This is a genomic window from Clostridium carboxidivorans P7, from assembly GCF_001038625.1.
In the GTDB taxonomy this organism is placed as follows: Bacteria; Bacillota; Clostridia; order Clostridiales; family Clostridiaceae; genus Clostridium_AM; species Clostridium_AM carboxidivorans.
Map to the genome: position 1 here is coordinate 2333445 of NZ_CP011803.1, position 22333 is coordinate 2355777.

The following is a 22333-nucleotide window of genomic DNA, read 5'->3' on the forward strand; positions in this document are numbered from 1 at the left end:
CAAGTTAAGAATTAATAATGAAGAGTTAATAGTTGAAACATTAGTGTTGATAATAAGACATTTTTAAGGGAACTCTTAAAAAGAGTCCCCTTAAATCGTATTTTAAAAAAAATTACTCATTATCCTAATTTGTCACCTTTTTTAACAGGTTGCTGAGGTTGTATTAATACCACTCCTTGTTTAGCATAAATTCCTAATACTAATACCTCTGACATAAAATCAGCAATTTGTCTTGGTGGAAAGTTTACCACTCCTAAAACTTGCTTACCTATAAGTTCTTCTTTTTTATAACATTCAGTAATCTGAGCACTCGATTTTTTTATCCCAATTTCATTACCAAAATCAACCCATAATTTATAAGCAGGTTTTTTTGCTTTTTCAAAAAACTCCACCTCAGTAATTTCTCCAACTCTAATATCTAATTTCATAAAATCCTCAAAAGTAGCCAAACTAAATTCCTCCTTGCATAAAAATATTGTTAAAATTCAATTGCATATTTGTTCAATTATATATCAAGTGAATGAAAAATTACAAGTTTTTAACATAAACTATTAGTTCTTCACCCTTAGCTATTAACTAAAAATATTGCTTCTCAATATTTTTAAACTATGAAAATTAAATTCTTTATTATTTGAATTCTGTTATTTTAATTTAGATTCCTTTCACCTCAATTTTAGATTTTCCTAAAGCTATCCAGCCAACTAATGCAAGGAAGGTAGCTCCAATTAAAATAATTCCCATACCTACTACCACGTTACTCCAACCTAAAGTACCAAGCAGCATACCTCCACTTCCAAAAATCGTACCTACGGCATTTATTAGTGAGCTGGCAGAGCCTGTGTCTTTTTTTTGCTGCTCTAATAAAATACTAGTACTTAGTGGACGAATAGCACCTTCAATAAGAGTAAATGGTAAAAATGAAATTAAGAATAACCATGGTGAATATGTGCCTGCTGTTATTAAAGAAATTCCGCTTAGCAAAGTTAGCAAAAAGCATACATTAGAAAACTTTTTTACTGTAGTTTTGCATGCTATTTTTAAATAAACAACAGGTCCTAACATGGCAAAGAAAGAATTAGCAGCAAAGAAATAACTATAAATCTGTGCACTTAAATGAAAATATTTAACATATACATAGGATGATACTGATATATAAGCCATATATGGTGCCATATATAGAGAAAATATAATTAATACACTTGTAAAACCTGGATTTCTTCCTACCACAAGCAAACGAGTTATGGATCCTTTTATAGTACCCTCATATCGTTCCTCTTCTGGCAGAGTTTCTTCAAATAATATTGCTGCAATTAGATTTAAAATTCCTATAATCATCAATACCCAAAATGTATCTCTCCAGTTACCAAACTTCAATATAATTGCTCCCACTATAGGCGCAACCATTGGCGCTATAACAGACATACCTTGAACTACAGCTAATATAGTATCCCTGGTTTCTCCACTGAAACAATCTTTAATTAGTGCCATTGAAACTACTATAATACTGCCTGCACCTAAGGCTTGAATGATACGAAATGCGATTAATTGATAAATACTGGTTGATACAGCACAAAGTCCGCTGGCAATAGTGTAAATTAAAATTCCAATAATCAAAATAGGTTTACGTCCATATTTATCACTAAAAGGTCCAAAAATAAAAATTCCTACTGCAAAGAAAAAGAAAAAACAAACTAATGTTAAATTTACAATAGAAGATGATACCTTAAAATACTCCCCCATAGTAGGTAATGATGGTAAATATAAATCAATAGATAAAGGAATAAACATATTCATAACTGCAATAAATATAATAAGTCCGTTAACTCCCAAATACTTCTGCGTTCCACGAATAACTGTTTTCGTCATTTGTCTTCCCCCTTATATAAAAAAACCAGATAAGAAATCAAATCTCTTATCCAGTTACATAAACCCTCCGAGTTATTTTGAATATAACATTTTTATAAACAGTTGTCAATCTTTGCCTACCAATACTAATCATCTATTTTCTCAATGCGGAAAACATTTATTACATCCACATCAGAGCAACAAAAACGAAAATCTCCCTCTTTACATGGAGGCAAAGTTCCACCATAACGTAAAATATCAATATATGGGAATGCTACATGCATTGCCATTGGACAAAGCTTTCCCCTATCTTCATCATAATCAAAGACATCACCAATACGATGTCCTCTGTGACATGCACATGGACCTTTTCGATCCACTAATGTAATTTTTATTTTTGGCCTCTTGCTCATGTAACTTCCTCCTTAAGCTTTATAAAATCATAATTATATTATAATAGATATGAATTTTCTTCGATGTGTCCGTTATAACACTTTTCCAATTTTTTATAGCAGAAATACTTACTTTTAAGAAAACCATATTTGCTTTATACCAGTTAATATAGAAATTTTTCATATGTATTAAAATAATATTTCCAAAGACAACAGCATGTGAATATAGTAAAATATATCTATGGAATAACCATAGAATGTGGAGGTATTACTTATGAAAAACATGTTCTGCTATGAAACAAAAATCGGTAAAATAAGCATTGTTGAAAATGGCTCAGCTATTACTCACCTGCATCTTGGGGAAATTACTTTTCCTGACGCAAACATAGTTGAAACCCCATTAATAAAAGAAGCATTTAAACAGCTTCAGGAATATCTGAATGGAAATAGAAAAAATTTTGATTTGCCCCTGTCACCTGAAGGAACAGAATTTCAACAAAGAGTATGGAATGCATTGCAGCAAATTCCCTATGGTAAAACCTATAGTTACAAGGATATAGCCAAAAATATAGGTAATATAAAAGCTTGCCGTGCAGTTGGCATGGCAAATAACAGAAACCCCATTGCTATTTTTATTCCCTGCCATCGCGTTATTGGTGCTAATGGCAATTTAGTTGGTTATGCAGGTGGTTTAGAGATGAAAGAGCAGCTTTTAAACTTAGAAAAGCAAAATGTGGACAAGTAATCTAGAGCATAATTATATCATATTCCTAATTTTATTACATTATATTTCTTTACTATAACTATAAAAGCACTGTAAAATTCAATCGAATAGTACAGTGCCTTCTTATTATAAATATTACTATTTTTTCTTTGCATTTTAAAATATATATCTGGCCTTCAACATATAGAATACTTTATACCATCTTTTCAAAGCTATCTTTAGTTACTCCACAAATTGGACAAAACCAATTATCTGGTATATCTTCAAATAAAGTTCCTGGTAAGATGCCTGCATCAGGATCTCCAACAGATGGGTCATAAATATATCCGCATACTGTACATTTATATTTCGGAGTATCCTTTGATAGCTTTATAGGCTCAGTTTTATTTTCATTCTGGGATACTGGAGTTTTAGATATTTTACCACGTTTTATATCTTGATAATATTGATATGTCATGGAATCTACATCCTTAAGTAATTCTGCATTTAACACTTTACAAATAAATATTGTATGAGTAAAAACATCTACTTCCTTTTCAACCTGCAATTCAAAATAAGATGCTGCAGTATCTTCAATTATTGGTACACCACTTTCCCCTAATTTATATGATATACCTTCAAATTTATCGGTATCTCTTCCTGACCTAAATCCAAATCTTGCTACTTGATCCATAGGTGTTTCCACTGATAAGGCAGAAACTCCTATCAATTTACTTTTTTGTATATATTCATGAGTAAGATTTTGTTTATTAATACTCACTGCAACCATAGCTGGATCTGATGTTATTTGAAAAACTGAATTAGCAATTTGTGCATTTAATTTACCATCCGAAATAGAACTTACTATATATAATCCATAGCTTAATTTATAAAATGCTTTATTATCAATCATATACTTATTTATGCTTACATATCAAAAATGATTTTATAAGCATGTCCCCCTTCCTTAATGCAATATCATTATAAAAAGTTCACTTATATGTTACTTCATCTTTAACTTACATGTATTATCCACGGAGCATTTCCGTACAAAACCACATTTGTAAGTTTGGCTCACTTTTATTACCCCCTTGCATAATTTTGTAACGTTGAATAAATTATAACATTAACTGCCCCAAAAATAAATATAATTTTCCAAAAATAATATGTTTTATTATTAAATATTAATTATTCATTTTTTTATTTCTCATGTCCATCAAAGTGAGTAATTGTCATAAACTTATATTGAATATATGTCTGAAAATTCAACGTTTATCATTTGAATTTTATTGTTTATTTGCTTATTTTTTTCAATAGCCTTTGAGCTTTTTATAATTCGTGCAGGAAGCTCTACTTTAAATATGCTGCCTTTTCCAACTTCACTAGCAACACTTATTTTCCCACCATGCATTTCAACAATTGATTTTACCAATGATAGTCCAATTCCACTTCCTTCAACATTACGAGAAAGAGATTTATCAACTTGTTGAAATCTTCCAAAAATATTATCCAAATACTTTTTTTCAATGCCTATACCTGTATCTTCTACAGATATTTCAACAATGCCACCTTTATCAAGTACATTGACAAATATGCTTCCTCCTGAATTAGAAAACTTAATTGCATTAGAAATAAGGTTTAAAATAATTCTTTCAATCTTTTCAGGATCACAAGCAATAATCTTTTCTTCTGTATTTGTATCAAAAATAATATTTATTTCTTTTCTTTTAATATATTCTGAGACTGACTGAACAATATTCTCGGTAACTTCAACTATGTTTTCATTGGATAAGTTTAATTTAAAAAATCCAGATTCTATCTTTGATAAATCCACTATATTATTTATAAGCTTTGTTAATCTGTAACAATTTTGTTTAATAATATCAACATCTCTAAAAACCTTTTCTTTATTAACTTCTACTAATCCTTTTTTTAAATATAATTCCATTAACTGATTTGTACTAAAAATTACATTCAAAGGAGTTTTTAGTTCATGTGATACATTTGCAAATAATTCTTCATGAATTTGAAAGATTTTTTTCATTTCATTTTTTGCTTTTACTTCATCTGTAATATCTGTTGAAATATCAATTATTTCAACAGCTTTACCATTAATTCCAACTAAAGGTTGATGTATTAATTTTAAAAATCTTTCTTCTCCTGATAAATAAAATTTATGATAATTAAAATTAGAATTAACCTTTTTATCTACTATATTTTGAATGTTCTTTCTAAATTCAGCTTCTTCATCCTTAGTAAAATTAAATGCACTAAACAAATTTTTCCCTATTATAGATAATACATTACCCACACCAGGATTAATTTGCTTTAAATCATCATAGGTCTTATTGTTAATTTCTATGATTTTATATTCTGGATATGAATATCTTACAAAGCCTACCTTAAGATTAGCTATCATATTATTAAAAAAATTTAATTGAGTTTTTAATAATCTGTTTTCTTCAGCTTTTATTTTATCTGTAACATTCCGTACAATTATTATGCCTGAATCAAAATCACCCTTATTATCATAAATAGGACTTCCACTAATATCAAAATTGTGCATTTCATCTTTCATACCACATGTAATTCTAAATTCCTTTACCTTTTCACCTTTTAATACCTTAGTTATAGGTAATTCTTTGACTGGTATTAAGTTACCAAGCGAATCATAATATTTGATATAACTAAGTGAATCTCCTACACTTTTCAAAGGATGAAAATTGAACATAAATTCTCTGGCACTGTTATTCAACAGAGTATACTTATAATGTTTATCTATCACAAATAATCCATCAAACATATTCTCCATGATTATTTCTAATTTTTCTTTCTGCTTATTAATGATTTTAGCTTGTTCCTGACTACTTTTTCTTAATAATACTTTTTCCGTTACATCTTCTCCAATTAGAACAATGTATTTTACTTTACCTTTTTCTATAACAGGTATTATGTTACCGTCTATATAAAGTTCTTTCCAATTTTGATTGTATTCTTTCATTTCTTTTCTCAAAAAAGATTGTCCTGTATTTATAACATTTGTTACTATCTCTTTCCATTCACTATTTTCCCATAGGTATATAAAATCACTTGCCTTTTTACCAATAGCAGTTTCTTTTGTATTATAAGGCTTACCTAATAAATTTAAATAGTATTGATTTGCTTTAAGAAGTGTCAAATTAGGTACATTATAAATTGCCACACCAACATTATTATCAAGCAGAAGCTTATTAATGATTGAAAATTTATTTTCAATACGTAAGTTTGTTTTCTCTTTAAAAAAATAAACTTTTTCATTTTCTATCTCTAATGTTTTACAAGTTATTGATACCCATCTTTCATCATATTCCTTAGTAAATATATAAAAGCCACATCCATTTTTAATATTTTCAAGAGAAAATTTAGAATCAATTCTAAGCATATAACCTATTTTTAAAAGTGATTTACCTATCAACTCATCTCTTGAATAGCCAGTAAAATTTATAAATTCATTATTCATTTCAATAATCACACTATTTTTAGTATAAAAAAATGGTTCTTCAGTCCCCTCATTTAACGCATAATACATTATTTAATCCTCCGTTACCAATTCATAATATATTTACTATTTTATCACATTATGTATTTTTTTTGAATATTTGCCACAAATACAAATAAACACACCATAGAATTCAAAATGAACAATACAGTGTGTTTTATTATTATAATTGCCATACTATTTAATTTTCAGTCATTCTGTCACATATTTAATTTCAATAACTCCATATCTAAATTTTAAATTGAACTAAAAAAATACTCCCCTTTCCACTATCAGATTTTCAATCTGTATACTTTATGGGGAGAATTTTTTAATAAAATAAAATAATAGGGTATTTATATTTTAATTGGATTTTACTAAATTAAAAACTGTCATTAAAATCAGCTATTGCTTCCTGATCACAATAGACTTACATCAAATATCTATTTTCATCTCTTATATTTACTTTACGACATATTCTACCATAAAACAATTCACATTATAGATAAATTTGTTATATTAATTTATTCATGATGTGTATATTGTTTGCTAATTGAATTAAAAAGCATCATTTATTTTCCACAATGAATCAATTATGCTATAATATGTTTGAAATGATTTTAAATAAACTTGATGGGTTAGAATTTGAGGTAATTAAAATAACCCTTATTTGCAATAAAAGCAGTTTTATAAAAAGAGTATCAAAAGATATAAAAAATAATTTAAGAGAAAAAGAAGCTTTGGATGCTGGTTTAAACCGCATCCCCCTATATGAAAACATGAATACCATAAAAATTGATACAAGCGATATTTCCATTTCAGAAACAGCCGATAAAATTATTGAAATTATAAAAAATGACACTATCAAATAGATTGCGTCTTTTCTATTTTGAAGGAAGCATAACTTTCCCTCACATTACCTAATATACTATGAACCAGGTTAATGCAGATAGCAATACAAATATCAATATCTCTCCTAAATAATATTTGATATCTGATGGTTCAATTATTCTTTGTTCCATTACTTTCTTCCTCCTTTACAAAATGAAATAACCTTACACTAAGCAGCATATTCGTTTTGTCGAATTTTATATATTTTTTTCGACAATTTATTTGTATTTCTATAATACACTGTATTGTAGAAAAATGCAAAGGAAGAAAATAATAGAAATCGATTCATTTTGTTAACAAACAATTAATAAAGTTCCACATTAAATTTAAAGGTTAGGAAAACCTAACCTTTGAATGACTATTTTTCTTCATTATGTATTATTCTCATTAGATTATCTTTATGTCTAAATATCATTAAAATACACGCAAATAATGCAGAAACTGCTATAGAAATAGACAGATTCATAATAATACACATAACAGGTATTGTAACACCTATTGCAATTGATCTAATAGACACTATTTTCGTAAATAAGCGCAATATAAAATGAACTACTACTCCAATTAACGTTGGAAGTGGTGCTACAAAAATAAATGCACCAACAGTTGTATTTACTCCTTTACCACCTTTAAATTTAAGAAAAGGAGTAAAATCATGTCCTAAAACTACTACTATTGCAATAATAGAAAGATATTCATTTGTGGGTATTGGTAATTTTGTAGTTTTTGCCAAATACATAGCTAAAATTATAGGAATTATTCCTTTAGTTATATCTACTATTTGAGTAAGGATTGATAATTTAGTTCCTACAATTCTTTTTACATTTGTGGAGCCTATATTTCCACTACCTTTAGTTCTTATATCAACTCCACGAAATTTTTTAGTAATTAAATATCCTGTTGGGATTGAACCACATAAAAAGGAAATTATAATTGTAATTATCATCATCATTTACTTCACCTTAAAATCATTCCTGTTTAATTTCGTAATCTATTTTATATAAATCTGTTCTCCTATGCTTAAGCAAAGGTAGTGATTCTCTAACTTCATCTATATAATCTAAATTTATACTTTGTACTAGTATTCCTTCCTTTTCATCCAGCTTATTTATTATTTTCCCCCAAGGATCAACTACTAAGGAATTTCCATATGCTACATAAGAATAATTCACATTTCTAGCTGGTGATACTCCTACCATATAAATTTGATTATCTAAAGCTCTAGCTCTAAATGAAAGATCCCAATGTACAGGACCTGTAGTCATATTAAATGCAGCAGGTATAAATACTACCTTAGCACCTTCAAGTGCCATAATTCTTATAAGTTCTGGAAATCTTATATCGTAACAAATAGCCACACCCATTTTTCCCCACTTAGTGTCTATAATTGTGGCCTTATTCCCTGGTGTTAATACTTCTGATTCTTTAAATTTGACGCCATTCTTAATATCTATATCAAATAGATGCATTTTTCTATGCTTACCAATCAATTTTCCTTCATTATTAAATATAAAAGATGAATTGTATACTTTATCTTCGTAAAGCTCAGGAATAGAGCCACCTACTAAATATATATTTTTCTCCTTAGAAACTTCTGAAAGCATACTTATAGTTTCATCCTTTAAGGAACTTTCTCCATATTCCCTAAAATGTTTGTTGTTATATGGACAGTTAAACATCTCTGGAAGCACTACAATCTCAGCGCCTTGATCTACTGCACTATTTATCATATTTCTAGCCTTTTTAACATTATCTTGTTTAGAAGTCTTCTCTACCATCATCTGACACAAACCTATTTTAACTTCATTCATTGTTTAACTTTAGTGAGAGAGTGTATAATAAGTACTAAACTCTCACTAAAACTCACCTCTTTCCTTTTTATACTCTTTTCTGTATATAATATATTAATAACTTTGTTAGATTCATATACCAAACGTGATTTATCTCTATTTGAGTTTAGAGTCATCATGGCTTAATAATTGCTTAGATTCTCCATTAGCCCCTTTAAAGTTATACTCCTTACCATCTATTATAATTTTTTCTTCTATAAATAAAACTCTTTATTATTAGTAAAGTAAATTGTATTGTTATAGGTAATTTTAGTAAGCCAAAATTATATTTATCTATATCTATAATACATTATGTGTGAATGTAATGTACTAAGAAGTAACTTTGGTATACATAAAATTTATTTTAATAATTTAATTATAATTTATTGGATTATGAAAATAAATCCTATTTAAAAATTAACTAAAAATATTTTGACTAAATAGTGAGTTGTATTATTGACATTTATTCATAGTATTATATACTATCAAGTGAAACTGAATTCACATATGTTCAAATATAACATGAATATTAGTTTAGTTAACTTATACCCCATGCCGTAATCTATAATCAAAGGAGCTTAAATAAAATGAAACAACATTCACTTTCAAGAACAGAATTATTAATAGGACGTGATTCTTTAGAAAAGCTAAAAAATAGTACTGTAGTTATTTTAGGATTAGGTGGAGTAGGAAGCTTTTCTTTTGAAGCCTTGGTAAGAGGTGGCATCGGACATCTTATATTAGTAGATGATGATACTGTTTGTCTAACTAATTTAAATAGACAAATACATGCCAATTTTGATACCATAGGTAAACCTAAAGTTGAAGTTATAAAAGAAAGAGCTTTAAAGATAAATCCAGAATGCAAAGTAGAAATCCATCAAACTTTTATAAAAGAGGATAATATAGAAGACATAATACCTTTAGATGCAGATTATGTAGTTGATGCTATTGACACAGTTTCATCAAAATTATCCTTAATAGTATGGTGTAAAAATCATAACATAGATATAATAAGCTGCATGGGTACAGGAAACAAATTAGATCCTACCCAATTTAAAATAGCTGATATATATGATACAAAAATATGTCCTTTAGCAAAGGTTATGAGATATGAACTTAGGAAAAGAGGTATTAAGGACTTAAAAGTTCTTTATTCAGAAGAAGTTCCTATAAAACCTAATTATGAAGAAGTTGTAACTTGCAAAGAAGGCTGTGTTTGCACTGGAGGCACAAAAAAATGTGCAGCCAAAAGACAAATACCAGGAAGCATTTCTTTTGTTCCACCAGTAGCAGGTATGATAATAGGTGGAGAAGTTATTAAGGATATGCTAAATATAAATTCTAAATAGTTAAATTAATGTAAGCATAATGCAAAGCAGATACAGTTGAAGTTTGAATTTTAACTTTTACTACGTGATATAGGGTAAGTGTGGCATCACGGCTAAATGTTTTAATTATTCTAAAGCTCGAAGTTTTTGAAAGCCTAAGAACTTTGTCAAACTCGGTTCCCTCAAACAAGACTAAAGTTCTAAGGCTTTCAAAAACTTCGGGCTAAGAATAATATTAAAACAATTTAGCTAATGTGATACCACACTTACCCTATATCACTACATAAAAGTTAAAATTCAAACTAGTAACTTTATGTGTACACATTTAGCTATCATTGTTAAAGATAGGTCTATTAAATTGAAATTGTTTTAACATATTGTTTAACGCTTAAAAATTAAGGCAGAACCTGATAATACCTTGAGATATTAAATTGGGAAAATCAATTCTTTTCTACTTTATAGAAGCATATCAAAAGACTGATGATTTAGATTATTAAAGATTCTAACCTCCACACACACGAATATTCTAGATACAATTAATAATCAATAAATTTACTATTTTTACGAAGCGCTATATCATAATAAATTATAAGCAGTTCATTATAATTAGAAGTCTTAAATTTACTACACAACTTTTTAGGAGGAGGTAGCATACTAGATTTTTCAACAATGCAAATGCTCAATCTCCTTTCGAGATATTTCTATAAAATAGAAAGCAACTGATTTTAAACTTAATTATTAATATAACAGCAGGCTTCGCCTTTATGATTAAACATAATTTTGAATCACTAAAATAAACTATGACAATTTAATTATATGTGTACACTTGAAGTTACTAGTTTTTATTTTAACTTTTGCGTAGGGATATAAGATAAGTGTTCCATCACATTAGCTAAATTGTTTTTTCATTATTCTTAGTGAAAATTTTAGGAAAGTCTTAGAACTTTAGCCCTGTTTGAGCCAAAGCGAGTTTGGCAAAGTTCTTAGGCTTTCCTAAAATTTGAGCTTAGAATAATTAAAAACATTTAGCCGTGATGGAACACTTATCTTATATCTCGTAGTAAAAGTTAAAATCAAAACTACCACTGCACTTTACATCGCATAATTTTAAACTTCAAAGTTTCGATTAACTAGGAAGCTCCTTGTTTTTCACATTATCTTCAAAAAGCTTGCTCACCTTTTCCTTTTCAAAATTCAAAACAGTCCATTCCTTATTTAACACCATTTTTTCCTTTTGAATTTTAATTAAAAGTGAATTTTGCTTTTCTTTGGACCACTGCCAATCTATAATTTCACTCCATTTAGTAAAATTATAATAGGAATTACTATAAAAACTTTTCTGTCCTATCCCCTTAGAAGTTATAATTTTCATTTTACTAAAATCATATATACTTAAAAGAAAATACATTACTATAAGTATTCCTAATACTGAAAAATTATTTTTTATAATAACATAGACAAAATAAATACATATACCAATAAGTAATGCTGCTAAAAACTTTCTTTTAAACATATCCATATTCAATTTAAGCAGCATATCCCCATAGTTGTCTTCTCTGCTTCTTCCTTTAATAAAAGATAAATAAAATTGAATGATAGATGCAAAAATTAAAGCTATTGTTAAAATATTTTCAAACTTCAAATGTATACCTCCTCTACAGTTACATACTACTTATTATAATATACAGTAAATGTTTTTTCATTATAAATTTTAAAAAATAACATTTTCCACTGTCATGTGAAAAATATTGCGTCTCATTATTTTCAAATTGTGAAAGTTAAGTTACATATTTAACAATATTTTATTTGTCGATTTTTGCACATATTACATTTGAATTCCTTTTCATTTGCGTTTTTTGTATAATTTAATACTTTTTTTGAAAAATTTTATATAGTTTTTTAAAAAAATCTCTTTATTTTTTTAAAAAGTTTGATATAATTTAAACATATAGAAAAAATATATACATTCAGAGGGGGTATACCTTAGTGTGTTGTGATAATTTAGAAAAGCAATATTTTAACGAACTCGAACAATTCATAGATAACCTTGAAGAAAAAAAAGGATCATTAATCTCAGTTCTCCATAAAGCTCAAAATCTATTTGGATATTTATCAAAAGATGTACAAAAATTTGTAGCTAAAAAACTAGATATACCTGTTTCCAAGGTTAATGGTGTTGTTACATTTTATTCTTACTTCACCGAAGAACCAACTGGAAAATACGTTATAAATATATGTATGGGAACTGCATGCTTTGTTAAAGGCTCAGGGGATGTACTTGAAGAATTTGAAAGAAAATTAGACATTGAAGTTGGCGAAACCACATCAGATGGAAAATTTACTATCCAGGTTTTAAGATGTGTAGGTGCTTGTGGACTTGCTCCTGTAGTAACTGTTAATGATAAAGTTTACGGTCATTTTACTAAACAAATGGTAGATAAAATTTTAGATGAATATAAGGAATAGGGGGAAGGGACATTGAATAAAATCAATTCTTATGAAGAACTCCAAAAAGCATGTTTAAAGTATTCAGAAAATTTAAAAATAAGAGAATCATCTGAAGAAGAAGAAGCTGCTGTTGAAAATAAAAGGTGTAAACGTTACATTACTGTTTGCGGCGGAACAGGCTGTAAATCTGCAGAAGGTGATGTGATTGTATCCAATTTAAAAGCAGAAGTTGAAAAAGCTGGTCTTTCAGAAGAAGTTACTGTTGAAATTGCAGGATGCTTTGGTTTCTGTGAAAAAGGACCTATTGTTAAAATAAGCCCTGACAATGTATTTTATGTTCATGTTACACCTGAAGACACTCAGGATATAGTTAATGAACATTTATTAAAAGGAAAAATACTAGAAAATCTTTTATATGAAGAACCATCTGTAAAAGAAAAAGTAAAAAGACAAGATGAAATGTCCTTCTATAAAAAGCAGCACAGAATTGCACTTAGAAATTGTGGATTTATAAATCCTGAAGATATAACTGAAAGTATTGCAACTAAAGGATATTTAGCACTTGGAAAATGTATCACAGAAATGAGTGCTGATGATGTTGTAAAATTAATTATAGATTCAGGCTTAAGAGGTAGAGGAGGCGGTGGTTTCCCTACAGGTAAAAAATGGTCTTTTGCTAAAGCATATGATGCTGATCAAAAGTATATAATTTGTAATGCTGATGAAGGAGATCCTGGTGCATTTATGGATCGTTCCATATTAGAAGGCGACCCTCATAGTGTATTAGAAGCTATGGCTATTGCAGGATATGCTATAGGTGCTTCAAAGGGAGTTATATATATAAGAGCAGAATATCCTCTTGCAGTTAGCAGACTTAAAACAGCTATCGACCAAGCTCTTGAATGCGGTGTTTTAGGTAATAATATTTTAGGATCAGAATTCAGTTTCAATATAGATATAAGATATGGAGCTGGAGCTTTTGTGTGCGGTGAAGAAACAGCCTTAATTCATTCTGTAGAAGGCTGCCGTGGTGAACCTACAAATAAACCACCATTCCCTGCTGAAAGCGGACTTTGGGATAAGCCAACTTGCGTAAACAATGTTGAAACCTTAGCAAATATTCCAGCTATAATAAATAATGGTGCTGAGTGGTACAGTTCTATAGGTACTGCAACTTCTAAAGGAACAAAGGTTTTTGCACTAGCTGGTAAGATAAATAATGTAGGTCTTGTAGAAGTTCCTATGGGTACAACTCTAAGAGAAATAATTTATGACATAGGCGGCGGCATTAAAAATGGACGTAAATTTAAATCAGTACAAACTGGAGGACCTTCTGGCGGATGTATACCTGCTTCAAATTTAGATATTCCTATAGATTATGAATCCTTAACCTCCATAGGCTCTATGATGGGTTCTGGTGGAATGATTGTTATGGATGAAGATAACTGTATGGTTGATATAGCTAAATTCTATTTGGAATTTACTGTAGAAGAATCCTGTGGAAAATGTACACCTTGCAGAATTGGAAATAAACGTTTATTAGAAATATTGACAAAGATAACTAACGGACAAGGTACTGAAGATGACTTAGAAAAGTTAAAAGAGTTAGCACAAACTATAAAAGATACTTCTCTTTGTGGTCTTGGACAAACTGCACCTAACCCTATATTAAGTACAATGAAATACTTTGCTGACGAATATGAAGCTCACGTAAAAGAAAAATCTTGTCCAGCAGGAGTTTGTAAGAACTTACTTAAATATGAAATTACAGATAAATGTATCGGATGTACTAAGTGCTTAAGAAACTGTCCTGTAAATTGTATTAATGGAAAGGTTAAACAAGTTCACACTATAGATCAAAGCAAGTGTATAAAATGTGGAGCTTGCTGTAGTGGATGTCCTGTAGATGCTATAGTAAAAAAATAATTGTGCAAAAATTTTGAGAAAGAGGTGGAAGTTTTGAGTTTGATTACTCTTACTATAAATAATAAACAAGTGCAAGTGGAAAAAGGCGCTACTATACTACAAGCTGCAAAACTGCTTGAAATAGAAATACCTACTTTGTGCCATTTAAAACTTCACGACGGATTTGAAAACAAGCCTGGTTCCTGTAGAGTTTGTGTGGTAGAAGTAGAAGGCAGAAGAAATCTTGCCCCTGCATGTACTACTCCTGTAACTGAAGGTATGGTAGTAAAAACTAATTCCATAAAAGCAATAAAGGCTCGTAGAAATGTAGTAGAACTTATTCTTTCAGACCACCCACAAAACTGCTTGCTTTGTGAAAAGAGCACTAACTGTGAACTTCAAGCTTTAGCAGCTGATATGGGAATACATGAAATTAAGTATAAGGGTGAAATGTCAACTTATGCAAAGGATACTTCTAGTCCTTCCATAGTTCGTGATTTAGATAAATGTATACTATGTAGAAGATGTGAAACTGTATGCAGCGAAATCCAAACTGTTTCTGCATTATCTGCAGTAAGCAGAGGTTTTGACACTATTGTATCTCCTGCTTTTGGTACTGCAATGGTAGAAACGAACTGTACCTTCTGTGGTCAATGTGTGGCAGTGTGTCCAACAGGTGCTTTAGCAGAAGTTAATAACACAACTAAAGTTTGGGATGCATTAAACACTGAAGGTAAGCTTGTTATAGTACAAACTGCACCAGCTGTAAGAGCAGCTCTTGGAGAAGAATTTGGTTTAGAATATGGAAAACCAGTTACAGGTAAAATGGTTGCAGCACTTCGTTCTTTAGGCTTTGATAAAGTTTTTGATACAGATTTTGCTGCTGATTTAACTATAATGGAAGAAGCAACAGAGCTTATGGGTAGAATCACAAATGGAGGCAAGCTTCCAATGCTTACAAGCTGCTGTCCTGGATGGATAAACTTTATTGAACATGAATTTAGTGATTTACTTGATTCTCCATCCAGCTGTAAGTCACCTCAACAAATGTTTGGTGCTGTAGCTAAGACTTATTTTGCTGAAAAAATGAATATGGACCCTAAGGACATCATATTGGTTTCAGTTATGCCTTGCCTTGCTAAAAAATATGAAGCTGCAAGACCTGAAATGAATAGTGATGTGGATATTGTTATAAGTACTAGAGAGCTTGCAAAAATGATTAAAGAAGCAGGCATAAACTTTGAAAAGCTTCAAGATGAAGATTTTGACAGTCTTCTTGGTGAATCAACTGGTGCTGCTGTTATATTTGGAGTAACAGGTGGTGTTATGGAAGCTGCTCTTCGTACAGCTTATGAATGGATTACTGGAGAAACTTTAGATAATGTAGATTTTGAAGTTGTTCGTGGTTTAGATGGAATAAAGGAAGCTTCAATAAAAATAAAAGACTTAGAAGTAAAAGCTGCTATTGTAAGTGGTCTTGGAAATGCACGTAAACTTCTAAACAAGATTAGAGAAGGAAAAGCTGATTATCAAATAATCGAAATAATGGCTTGCCCTGGTGGATGTATTGATGGTGGCGGTCAACCATATATCCATGGAAAATACGAAATTTTAAAAGACAGAATGAATGCTTTATATGAAGAAGATAAAAATAAAACTTTAAGAAAATCTCATGAAAATCCAGCTATAATTAAGCTGTATGAGGAATTCTTAGGTAAACCAAATAGTGAAAAAGCACACAAATTACTTCATACTAAATATACTAATAAAGAGTGCTAAAATATTAAATTGCTACCCTAAACCCTAAAGATTTATATAAAAGTCAAGGATACATTAAATTCCCCAATTTAATGTATCCTTGCTTTTTTATTTTAAATTAAAGCAAAAGGACAAATCACATATTTATGGCAAGAAGAATAGCCTATTAATAAAGTGTTTTTATTAATGGAGGTATTTCCATGGAATATTATGTTCTAGTAGAGCCAAATGTAAAAATTTATGTACAGGATCTTAATCCCGAGGGCAAGAAAACAATTTTATTTCTACACGGTTGGCCTGGAAGTCATAAGCTGTTTGAATATCAGTTTGATAAGCTTCCTAAGATGGGCTTCAGATGCATCGGAATAGATACTAGAGGATTTGGCAATTCAGATAAACCTTATGGAGGTTACGACTACAATAGGTTGTCAGACGATGTTAGATGTGTGGTTAATGCATTAAATTTAAATGATTTTACACTAGCAGGACATTCAACTGGTGGAGCTATAGCTATTCGATACATGTCTCGTTATAAAGGATACGGAGTATCTAAACTTGCTCTTTTTGCCGCAGCAGCTCCTAGTCTTATCAAACGCCCAAATTTCCCATATGGTTTAGAAAAGGAGTCCGTAACTAAAATTATTGAGGGAACATACACAGATCGTCCTAAAATGCTCAGTGATTTCGGTGATATTTTTTTCTTTAAACATATAACCAAATCATTCTCTGATTGGTTCTTTCAATTAGGTTTACAGGCAGCAGGTTGGGCAACTGCATCCATTGCAAATACTTGGATAAAAGAAGTACTATTTTCTGACCTATCAGCAATAAATGTTCCAACCTTAATTATTCATGGCATTCATGACAAAGTCGTTCCATTTTCACTAGCTAAAATACAAAACCAAAACATTAAAAATTCAAAACTTGTGCCCTTTGAATTCAGTGGTCATGGGTCGTTCTATGATGAACAAGATAAATTTAACGAAGAATTGATGAAATTTATTGGAGAATGAAGTTTGAAAAAATCACTGTTTTATTAGAAAATGCATAAAAATAGCCGGTATTAACCGGCTAAAAATTGTAATTCTTAAATTCAAATTTATAAAAAACATTAACGTATGAAATTTGTCCAAACAGCTTTTTCTGTTTTAGGAATACCAATGCCATGTTTCTTACCTAGTTGAATACACTTAAGAAGCCATGCCATATTTTTGCCAATGTTACGCATAGTTTGCAATCCTTCCAAATCCTTCTTAACATCTTCAGGTGTAGATCCATGCACCATATTCCAATAAGTAGATGATACAACTGGCATTTCTGCAATAGTAAAATACTTATTAAGTACATCTATAGATGCTGTAGTTCCAGCACGTCTTGCTGATGCAATGGCAGCAGCCGGTTTGTGTCTAAATACACCTGAACCCGCATAAAACAATCTATCCAAAACAGATAGCAAACGTCCACTAGGATGTGCATAATAAACAGGTGTACCAAATATGAAACCATCTGCACTTTCTGCCTTCTTCAATAACTCATTTATACTATCATCCTCAAATACACAAGCATTGTGTAAATCTCCACATTTATTGCAACCAATACAATCACGAATTGGTTGATTACCAATATGCACAATCTCACATTCAATTTGTTCTTCTTTTAAAACTTTTGTAATTTCTTCTAATGCTGTATAAGTACATCCATTAGTTCTTGAACTACCATTTAATAATAAAACTTTCATTTTTATTTTTCCTCCTTATTCTATATGCTCATACTATCAGTGAAAAATAGTATATTGCTATATAATTATATTTTCCATGTTGAAATAGCCATATTCTAAGTAAATTGACATTCCTTCTTGCCTCAACTATAATTATATCGTAAATAAGCAACTTAGCAATAATGCACTTTTTTGTTATATAATATACTTTTAGTTATATACTATACTTTTTGATAGTAAGGAGATTTAATATGGATAGAGCTAAATTAGAAAGTTATCACTGTACAGTAGAAGCCGCAATGGATATTGTTGGTGGGAAGTATAAAGCCATTATAATATATGAACTCATTGATAAGACGCTTCGATATAATGAAATACAAAAACGTATTCCACAGGCAACGCCAAGAATGCTCAGTCGTCAGCTGAAAGAACTGGAAATCGATGGCATCGTCAATCGTGTTCTTTATCCTGTAGTTCCACCTAAGACAGAATACTCACTTACTGAGCTGGGCAATACATTTGTTCCTATAGTAAAGCTACTTTGTAAGTGGGGAGAAGACTATTTTAAATTAAATGATGTACCAACACCTTGTAATAAATCAGAATAACTTAAGAAAAGATAGGTGTTTAAAATTACTCAAAAAAGTAATTTTAAACACCTTCTCATATAAAAAACTCACCTTCATTGTCCCCTCAAAAAAGCTGTGCAGGCAATATGTCAAATAACACTTTAACAAAGAATATGGCTAATACAGTCATAATAATAGGTCGTACTATTCTTGCCCCTTTTTTGGTAAAATAACCAGCACCAATGTAATTTCCTGCAATATTAAATAAGCCTGCAACTAATCCTAAAATAAGAATTACCTTTCCATTTATCATAAAGGTAATTAATGCTGCCACATTTGAAGATAAGTTAATAGCTTTCGTGGTTCCTGTTGACAGGTTTAAACCCAAATGTGCAACACCTGTAAGTAACAATAGTAGAAATGTTCCTGCTCCAGGTCCATAAAAACCATCGTACATTCCTACCAAAAACGCTATAAGCATACAAATTAAATAGGTTTTAGCATTTGATAATGTTTTAATGTCTTCACTTTCTTCAAAATTACGTTTGCGCAAAACATAAAAAGCAGTGATTGGTAATATAGCTAGCATTAAAACTTTAAAGTAAAAATCATTAATTTTTAAAGCAATTGCAGCACCAATTGATGATCCCATCAATGCACAAACAGCACTACAGGCTGCCAATTTCAATTTGATATAGCCATTTTTAGCATAGCGATATGTAGCTATAGTTGTACCCATACTTGAACTCAATTTATTTGTACCAATAGCCAGATGAACTGGGACTCCAGAAATCATAAAGGCTGGAATGGATATAAGCCCTCCACCACCTGCAATTGCATCTACAAAACCGGCAAAAAAAACCAATGGACATACGATAATATACTCAATCATTTTCAATCTCCTTATAAGCTTTATTGATGAGTTGATATTATCATTGTTTTGTTATATAATCAAATTTATATATTTTACTATATATATAAATTTAATTTATACTGAGGTGATAAAATTGTTTCAAAACATGCATTATGTTTATGAAGTATACAAGTCTGGAAGCTTCTCAAAGGCAGCAGAAAACTTGCATATGACACAGCCAGCTTTAAGTATTGCAATTCGTAAATTGGAACAGGAAATTGGTCAACCTTTATTTGAACGAAGAACATCCCCACTAAAGTTAACAGCTGCGGGACACATATACATAGATAAAGTGGAAAAGATTGTATCAATAGAACAAGAATGTGCTGACTGCTTTGAAAACTTAAATGAAGTTAAAGTTGGAAAAATTACAATTGGTGGTGCTATCATATCTATGACCTATTTGCTTCCTGAACTTATTGTTGAATTTTCAAATCAGTATCCGGGAATAGAAATTGCTGCAAAGGAAGCACCTCTTCCTGTACTTAAAAATATGCTGACAGAAGGAAGCATTGACTTAATTTTAGATACTGATTGGTTTGAAGAAGAAGTCTTCCAATCTGTTCCTTTATTTGAAAATCAAATTTTACTGGGTATACCTTTGAATATTACTGTAGATGCAAAAATTTTTGCTTGCGGTATGACATCTGAGGAAATCAAAAAAAATAAGCATCTTTCTCAAAACCAACCCGCTATTGGACTATACGGTATGGAAAATTTGCCTTTCCTATTGCTAGAGCCCACAAATGAAATTTTTGGAAGATCAAAGGCTATTTTTGATTATTATCACATTAACCCATTAGTAAAGATGTCCTTTAATCAACAAATGACTTCTTTTGAGTTTGCTTCAAAAGGACTTGGAGCTGTTTTCATTTCCGACACCCTTATAAAATGTTCTCCTGATGCAGAAAATCTCCGTTTTTACAAATTGAAATGTCCTATGCCAAAGCGTGGAGTTGCTATTGCTTACAATAAAAAGAGATATGTTACTAAAGCCACTAAACGTTTTATTGATTACACTGCAGAATTTTATAAAAATAAACTTATTCCTTGAACTTGCTGAAAAATGTATAAAAAGGGAGCTGCTTAACTAGTCAATTTATCTACAATATGGTGTTTTATAAATTAAAAACTAACATGACATATTGTAGTATGTATTCCTAGTGTGACAGCTCCAAAAAGATTATTTTCTGTAACTATATTGCCATCTATTTACTTTTAATATATTCAATATATTTATCTCCCCAAATTCTGAACTCTTTTAACACTGGTCTAAATGCTTTTCCTAAATCAGTTAACGAATACTCCACTTTAGGTGGAATTTCCGAATAAACATGTCGGCTAACCAGTCCAAAGTCTTCCAACATCCTCAATTGCTTTGTTAATGTAGCTTGTGTGATATCATCCATTCTTCTTTGTAGTTCCCCATAACGCAGTGGCCCTTCATTTAAATGATACATAATTAAAATTGACCATTTTCCCGAAAATACTTTTTGTGCTGTAAAATATGGACATTTTCCAAAAAGACTATTGGTATTCTCCATTATATTTCCTCCCATAGTATCTTTTGTATACTTACATTACCGAAAAATCGTACTTGTTATTATTATTGTACATGGTATTATTATTGCATAATCAATTTTAACATACATATATGAGAGGAGCAATAACTATGAAAAAAGCATTAGAATTTTTAAAAGAAAGTGGTACTTTTTACCTAGCAACTAACGAAGGAGATCAACCAAGAGTAAGACCTTTTGGTGCTGTATTTGAATATGAAGGAAAACTATATATTGTCTCAAATAATACAAAAAAATGTTTTAAACAAATGATGGAAAACCCTAAGGTTGAAATCAGTGCTATGAACAAAAAAGGTCAATGGATTCGTATTACTGGAGAAATTGCAAATGATGATAGACGTGAAGTAAAAGAATTAGCACTTGAAGCTGTTCCATCTTTAAAATCCATGTACAGCGTTGATGATGGAATTTTTGCAACATTGTACTTTACTAAAGGAACAGCTACTATTTCTTCTTTCACTGCTGAACCTGAAACATTTTCACTATAATCCTAACTAAATTTCTATTTAATACTTAACTTTTGTAGTCTAAAAATTATACATTGTAAAAATGCAGTGGAAGTTTGGATTTTAACTTTTACTCCGTGATATATGATAAGTGTGTCATCACGGCTAAATGTTTTAATTATTCTAAAGCTCGAAATTTTTGAAAGCCTAAGAACTTTGTCAAACTCGGTTCCCTCAGACAGGACTAAAGTTCTAAGACTTTCAAAAATTTTAAGCTAAGAATAATACTAAAACAATTTAGCTAATGTGATGACACACTTATCATATATCACTGTATAAAAGTTAAAATCCAAACTAGTAACTTCAAACGTACCCATATAATTAAATTGTCATAAGTCATTTTAGTAATTCAAAATTATATTTATCAATACCTTTAAGGCAAATAGTTGGGTATTATGAAAGCTACGCTTTATATCATAGTGTATTATA

21 protein-coding genes are annotated in these 22333 nt (G+C 30.1%); 10 read left to right on the top strand and 11 right to left on the bottom strand.

The annotated features are described in order from the left end of the window. Positions 1–119: 119 nt before the first annotated feature. The 3 genes from Ccar_RS10065 to Ccar_RS10075 all read right to left on the bottom strand — a co-directional run bounded on the left by Ccar_RS10065 (position 120) and on the right by Ccar_RS10075 (position 2258). Positions 120–449: a tRNA-binding protein gene (locus Ccar_RS10065; RefSeq protein ID WP_007062607.1), complete on the bottom strand. Its 330-nt coding sequence runs from the start codon at positions 447–449 to the stop codon at positions 120–122. Positions 450–651: 202 nt separating this feature from the next. Beyond that, positions 652–1866 (bottom strand): multidrug effflux MFS transporter, encoded by a 1215-nt coding sequence (locus Ccar_RS10070; RefSeq protein ID WP_007062606.1) that lies wholly within the window; start codon positions 1864–1866, stop codon positions 652–654. A gap of 125 nt (positions 1867–1991) precedes the next feature. After that, complete coding sequence (locus Ccar_RS10075) at positions 1992–2258, bottom strand: TIGR04076 family protein (protein WP_007062605.1); 267 nt, start codon at positions 2256–2258, stop codon at positions 1992–1994. A gap of 253 nt (positions 2259–2511) precedes the next feature. Between Ccar_RS10075 and Ccar_RS10080 the strand changes: the two genes are divergently transcribed. Then, positions 2512–2982, top strand: coding sequence for a methylated-DNA--[protein]-cysteine S-methyltransferase (locus Ccar_RS10080; RefSeq protein ID WP_007062604.1), 471 nt, complete (start codon positions 2512–2514; stop codon positions 2980–2982). A 172-nt stretch (positions 2983–3154) separates the two neighbouring features. Here Ccar_RS10080 and rd read toward each other — a convergent pair whose 3' ends face one another. Then, a complete protein-coding gene (rd, locus tag Ccar_RS10085; RefSeq protein WP_007062603.1) occupies positions 3155–3853 on the bottom strand; it encodes a rubredoxin in 699 nt (232 codons plus the stop codon). A 327-nt stretch (positions 3854–4180) separates the two neighbouring features. Beyond that, positions 4181–6508 carry an ATP-binding protein gene (locus Ccar_RS10090; protein WP_007062602.1) on the bottom strand — a complete coding sequence of 776 codons (2328 nt, stop codon included), beginning with the start codon at positions 6506–6508 and terminating at the stop codon, positions 4181–4183. Between the two features lie 554 nt (positions 6509–7062). On the opposite strand from Ccar_RS10090, the gene Ccar_RS10095 reads away from it, so the two are divergent. After that, complete coding sequence (locus tag Ccar_RS10095) at positions 7063–7329, top strand: hypothetical protein (RefSeq protein WP_007064726.1); 267 nt, start codon at positions 7063–7065, stop codon at positions 7327–7329. Between the two features lie 377 nt (positions 7330–7706). On the opposite strand, the gene plsY is transcribed toward Ccar_RS10095, so the two are convergent. Both plsY and Ccar_RS10105 read right to left on the bottom strand, forming a co-directional pair. Next, positions 7707–8300 (bottom strand): glycerol-3-phosphate 1-O-acyltransferase PlsY, encoded by a 594-nt coding sequence (gene plsY, locus Ccar_RS10100; RefSeq protein WP_007062599.1) that lies wholly within the window; start codon positions 8298–8300, stop codon positions 7707–7709. A 16-nt stretch (positions 8301–8316) separates the two neighbouring features. Next, positions 8317–9159 (bottom strand): carbon-nitrogen hydrolase family protein, encoded by an 843-nt coding sequence (locus tag Ccar_RS10105; RefSeq protein ID WP_007062598.1) that lies wholly within the window; start codon positions 9157–9159, stop codon positions 8317–8319. 605 nt (positions 9160–9764) lie between these two features. On the opposite strand from Ccar_RS10105, the gene Ccar_RS10110 reads away from it, so the two are divergent. After that, positions 9765–10529, top strand: a complete 765-nt coding sequence (locus Ccar_RS10110) for a tRNA threonylcarbamoyladenosine dehydratase (RefSeq protein WP_007062597.1) — start codon at positions 9765–9767, stop codon at positions 10527–10529. Between the two features lie 1105 nt (positions 10530–11634). Here Ccar_RS10110 and Ccar_RS10115 read toward each other — a convergent pair. Next, positions 11635–12150, bottom strand: coding sequence for a hypothetical protein (locus tag Ccar_RS10115; protein ID WP_007062596.1), 516 nt, complete (start codon positions 12148–12150; stop codon positions 11635–11637). Positions 12151–12494: 344 nt separating this feature from the next. Here Ccar_RS10115 and nuoE point away from each other — a divergent pair, with 344 nt between their 5' ends. The 4 genes from nuoE (at position 12495) to Ccar_RS10135 (ending at position 17632) form a co-directional block, all read left to right on the top strand. Next, the gene (gene nuoE / locus Ccar_RS10120; RefSeq protein ID WP_007062595.1) at positions 12495–12974 is read left to right on the top strand and encodes an NADH-quinone oxidoreductase subunit NuoE; all 480 of its coding nucleotides are present in this window, start codon (positions 12495–12497) and stop codon (positions 12972–12974) included. A gap of 12 nt (positions 12975–12986) precedes the next feature. Beyond that, positions 12987–14882 carry an NADH-quinone oxidoreductase subunit NuoF gene (locus Ccar_RS10125; RefSeq protein WP_007062594.1) on the top strand — a complete coding sequence of 632 codons (1896 nt, stop codon included), beginning with the start codon at positions 12987–12989 and terminating at the stop codon, positions 14880–14882. 33 nt (positions 14883–14915) lie between these two features. Continuing rightward, positions 14916–16640, top strand: coding sequence for an NADH-dependent [FeFe] hydrogenase, group A6 (locus tag Ccar_RS10130; RefSeq protein ID WP_007062593.1), 1725 nt, complete (start codon positions 14916–14918; stop codon positions 16638–16640). Positions 16641–16819: 179 nt separating this feature from the next. Beyond that, a complete protein-coding gene (locus Ccar_RS10135; RefSeq protein WP_007062592.1) occupies positions 16820–17632 on the top strand; it encodes an alpha/beta fold hydrolase in 813 nt (270 codons plus the stop codon). A 98-nt stretch (positions 17633–17730) separates the two neighbouring features. Here Ccar_RS10135 and Ccar_RS10140 read toward each other — a convergent pair whose 3' ends face one another. Further along, complete coding sequence (locus Ccar_RS10140) at positions 17731–18357, bottom strand: flavodoxin family protein (RefSeq protein ID WP_007062591.1); 627 nt, start codon at positions 18355–18357, stop codon at positions 17731–17733. A gap of 230 nt (positions 18358–18587) precedes the next feature. Here Ccar_RS10140 and Ccar_RS10145 point away from each other — a divergent pair, with 230 nt between their 5' ends. Further along, on the top strand, positions 18588–18944 hold the full coding sequence (locus Ccar_RS10145) for a winged helix-turn-helix transcriptional regulator (RefSeq protein ID WP_007062590.1): 357 nt from the start codon (positions 18588–18590) through the stop codon (positions 18942–18944). A gap of 85 nt (positions 18945–19029) precedes the next feature. Here the strand turns inward: Ccar_RS10145 and Ccar_RS10150 are convergent, their stop codons facing one another. Then, positions 19030–19797, bottom strand: a complete 768-nt coding sequence (locus Ccar_RS10150) for a sulfite exporter TauE/SafE family protein (RefSeq protein WP_007062589.1) — start codon at positions 19795–19797, stop codon at positions 19030–19032. A gap of 106 nt (positions 19798–19903) precedes the next feature. On the opposite strand from Ccar_RS10150, the gene Ccar_RS10155 reads away from it, so the two are divergent. Continuing rightward, positions 19904–20872: a LysR family transcriptional regulator gene (locus Ccar_RS10155; protein ID WP_237737338.1), complete on the top strand. Its 969-nt coding sequence runs from the start codon at positions 19904–19906 to the stop codon at positions 20870–20872. A gap of 154 nt (positions 20873–21026) precedes the next feature. On the opposite strand, the gene Ccar_RS10160 is transcribed toward Ccar_RS10155, so the two are convergent. Beyond that, positions 21027–21362: a winged helix-turn-helix transcriptional regulator gene (locus Ccar_RS10160; RefSeq protein ID WP_007062587.1), complete on the bottom strand. Its 336-nt coding sequence runs from the start codon at positions 21360–21362 to the stop codon at positions 21027–21029. A 128-nt stretch (positions 21363–21490) separates the two neighbouring features. Here Ccar_RS10160 and Ccar_RS10165 point away from each other — a divergent pair, with 128 nt between their 5' ends. Continuing rightward, positions 21491–21886 (top strand): pyridoxamine 5'-phosphate oxidase family protein, encoded by a 396-nt coding sequence (locus Ccar_RS10165; RefSeq protein ID WP_007062586.1) that lies wholly within the window; start codon positions 21491–21493, stop codon positions 21884–21886. Positions 21887–22333: the final 447 nt, after the last annotated feature.

Bases quoted from the DNA above. Each gene is read 5' to 3' on its own strand.
- Ccar_RS10105 (WP_007062598.1), bottom strand. From the start codon at position 9,159: ATGAATGAAGTTAAAATAGGTTTGTGTCAGATGATGGTAGAGAAGACT.
- Ccar_RS10150 (WP_007062589.1), bottom strand. From the start codon at position 19,797: ATGATTGAGTATATTATCGTATGTCCATTGGTTTTTTTTGCCGGTTTT.
- Ccar_RS10165 (WP_007062586.1), top strand. From the start codon at position 21,491: ATGAAAAAAGCATTAGAATTTTTAAAAGAAAGTGGTACTTTTTACCTA.
- Ccar_RS10160 (WP_007062587.1), bottom strand. From the start codon at position 21,362: ATGGAGAATACCAATAGTCTTTTTGGAAAATGTCCATATTTTACAGCA.
- Ccar_RS10135 (WP_007062592.1), top strand. From the start codon at position 16,820: ATGGAATATTATGTTCTAGTAGAGCCAAATGTAAAAATTTATGTACAG.
- Ccar_RS10070 (WP_007062606.1), bottom strand. From the start codon at position 1,866: ATGACGAAAACAGTTATTCGTGGAACGCAGAAGTATTTGGGAGTTAAC.
- Ccar_RS10080 (WP_007062604.1), top strand. From the start codon at position 2,512: ATGAAAAACATGTTCTGCTATGAAACAAAAATCGGTAAAATAAGCATT.
- Ccar_RS10140 (WP_007062591.1), bottom strand. From the start codon at position 18,357: ATGAAAGTTTTATTATTAAATGGTAGTTCAAGAACTAATGGATGTACT.
- Ccar_RS10110 (WP_007062597.1), top strand. From the start codon at position 9,765: ATGAAACAACATTCACTTTCAAGAACAGAATTATTAATAGGACGTGAT.
- Ccar_RS10145 (WP_007062590.1), top strand. From the start codon at position 18,588: ATGGATAGAGCTAAATTAGAAAGTTATCACTGTACAGTAGAAGCCGCA.
- rd (WP_007062603.1), bottom strand. From the start codon at position 3,853: ATGATTGATAATAAAGCATTTTATAAATTAAGCTATGGATTATATATA.
- Ccar_RS10090 (WP_007062602.1), bottom strand. From the start codon at position 6,508: ATGTATTATGCGTTAAATGAGGGGACTGAAGAACCATTTTTTTATACT.
- plsY (WP_007062599.1), bottom strand. From the start codon at position 8,300: ATGATGATGATAATTACAATTATAATTTCCTTTTTATGTGGTTCAATC.
- Ccar_RS10095 (WP_007064726.1), top strand. From the start codon at position 7,063: ATGTTTGAAATGATTTTAAATAAACTTGATGGGTTAGAATTTGAGGTA.
- Ccar_RS10075 (WP_007062605.1), bottom strand. From the start codon at position 2,258: ATGAGCAAGAGGCCAAAAATAAAAATTACATTAGTGGATCGAAAAGGT.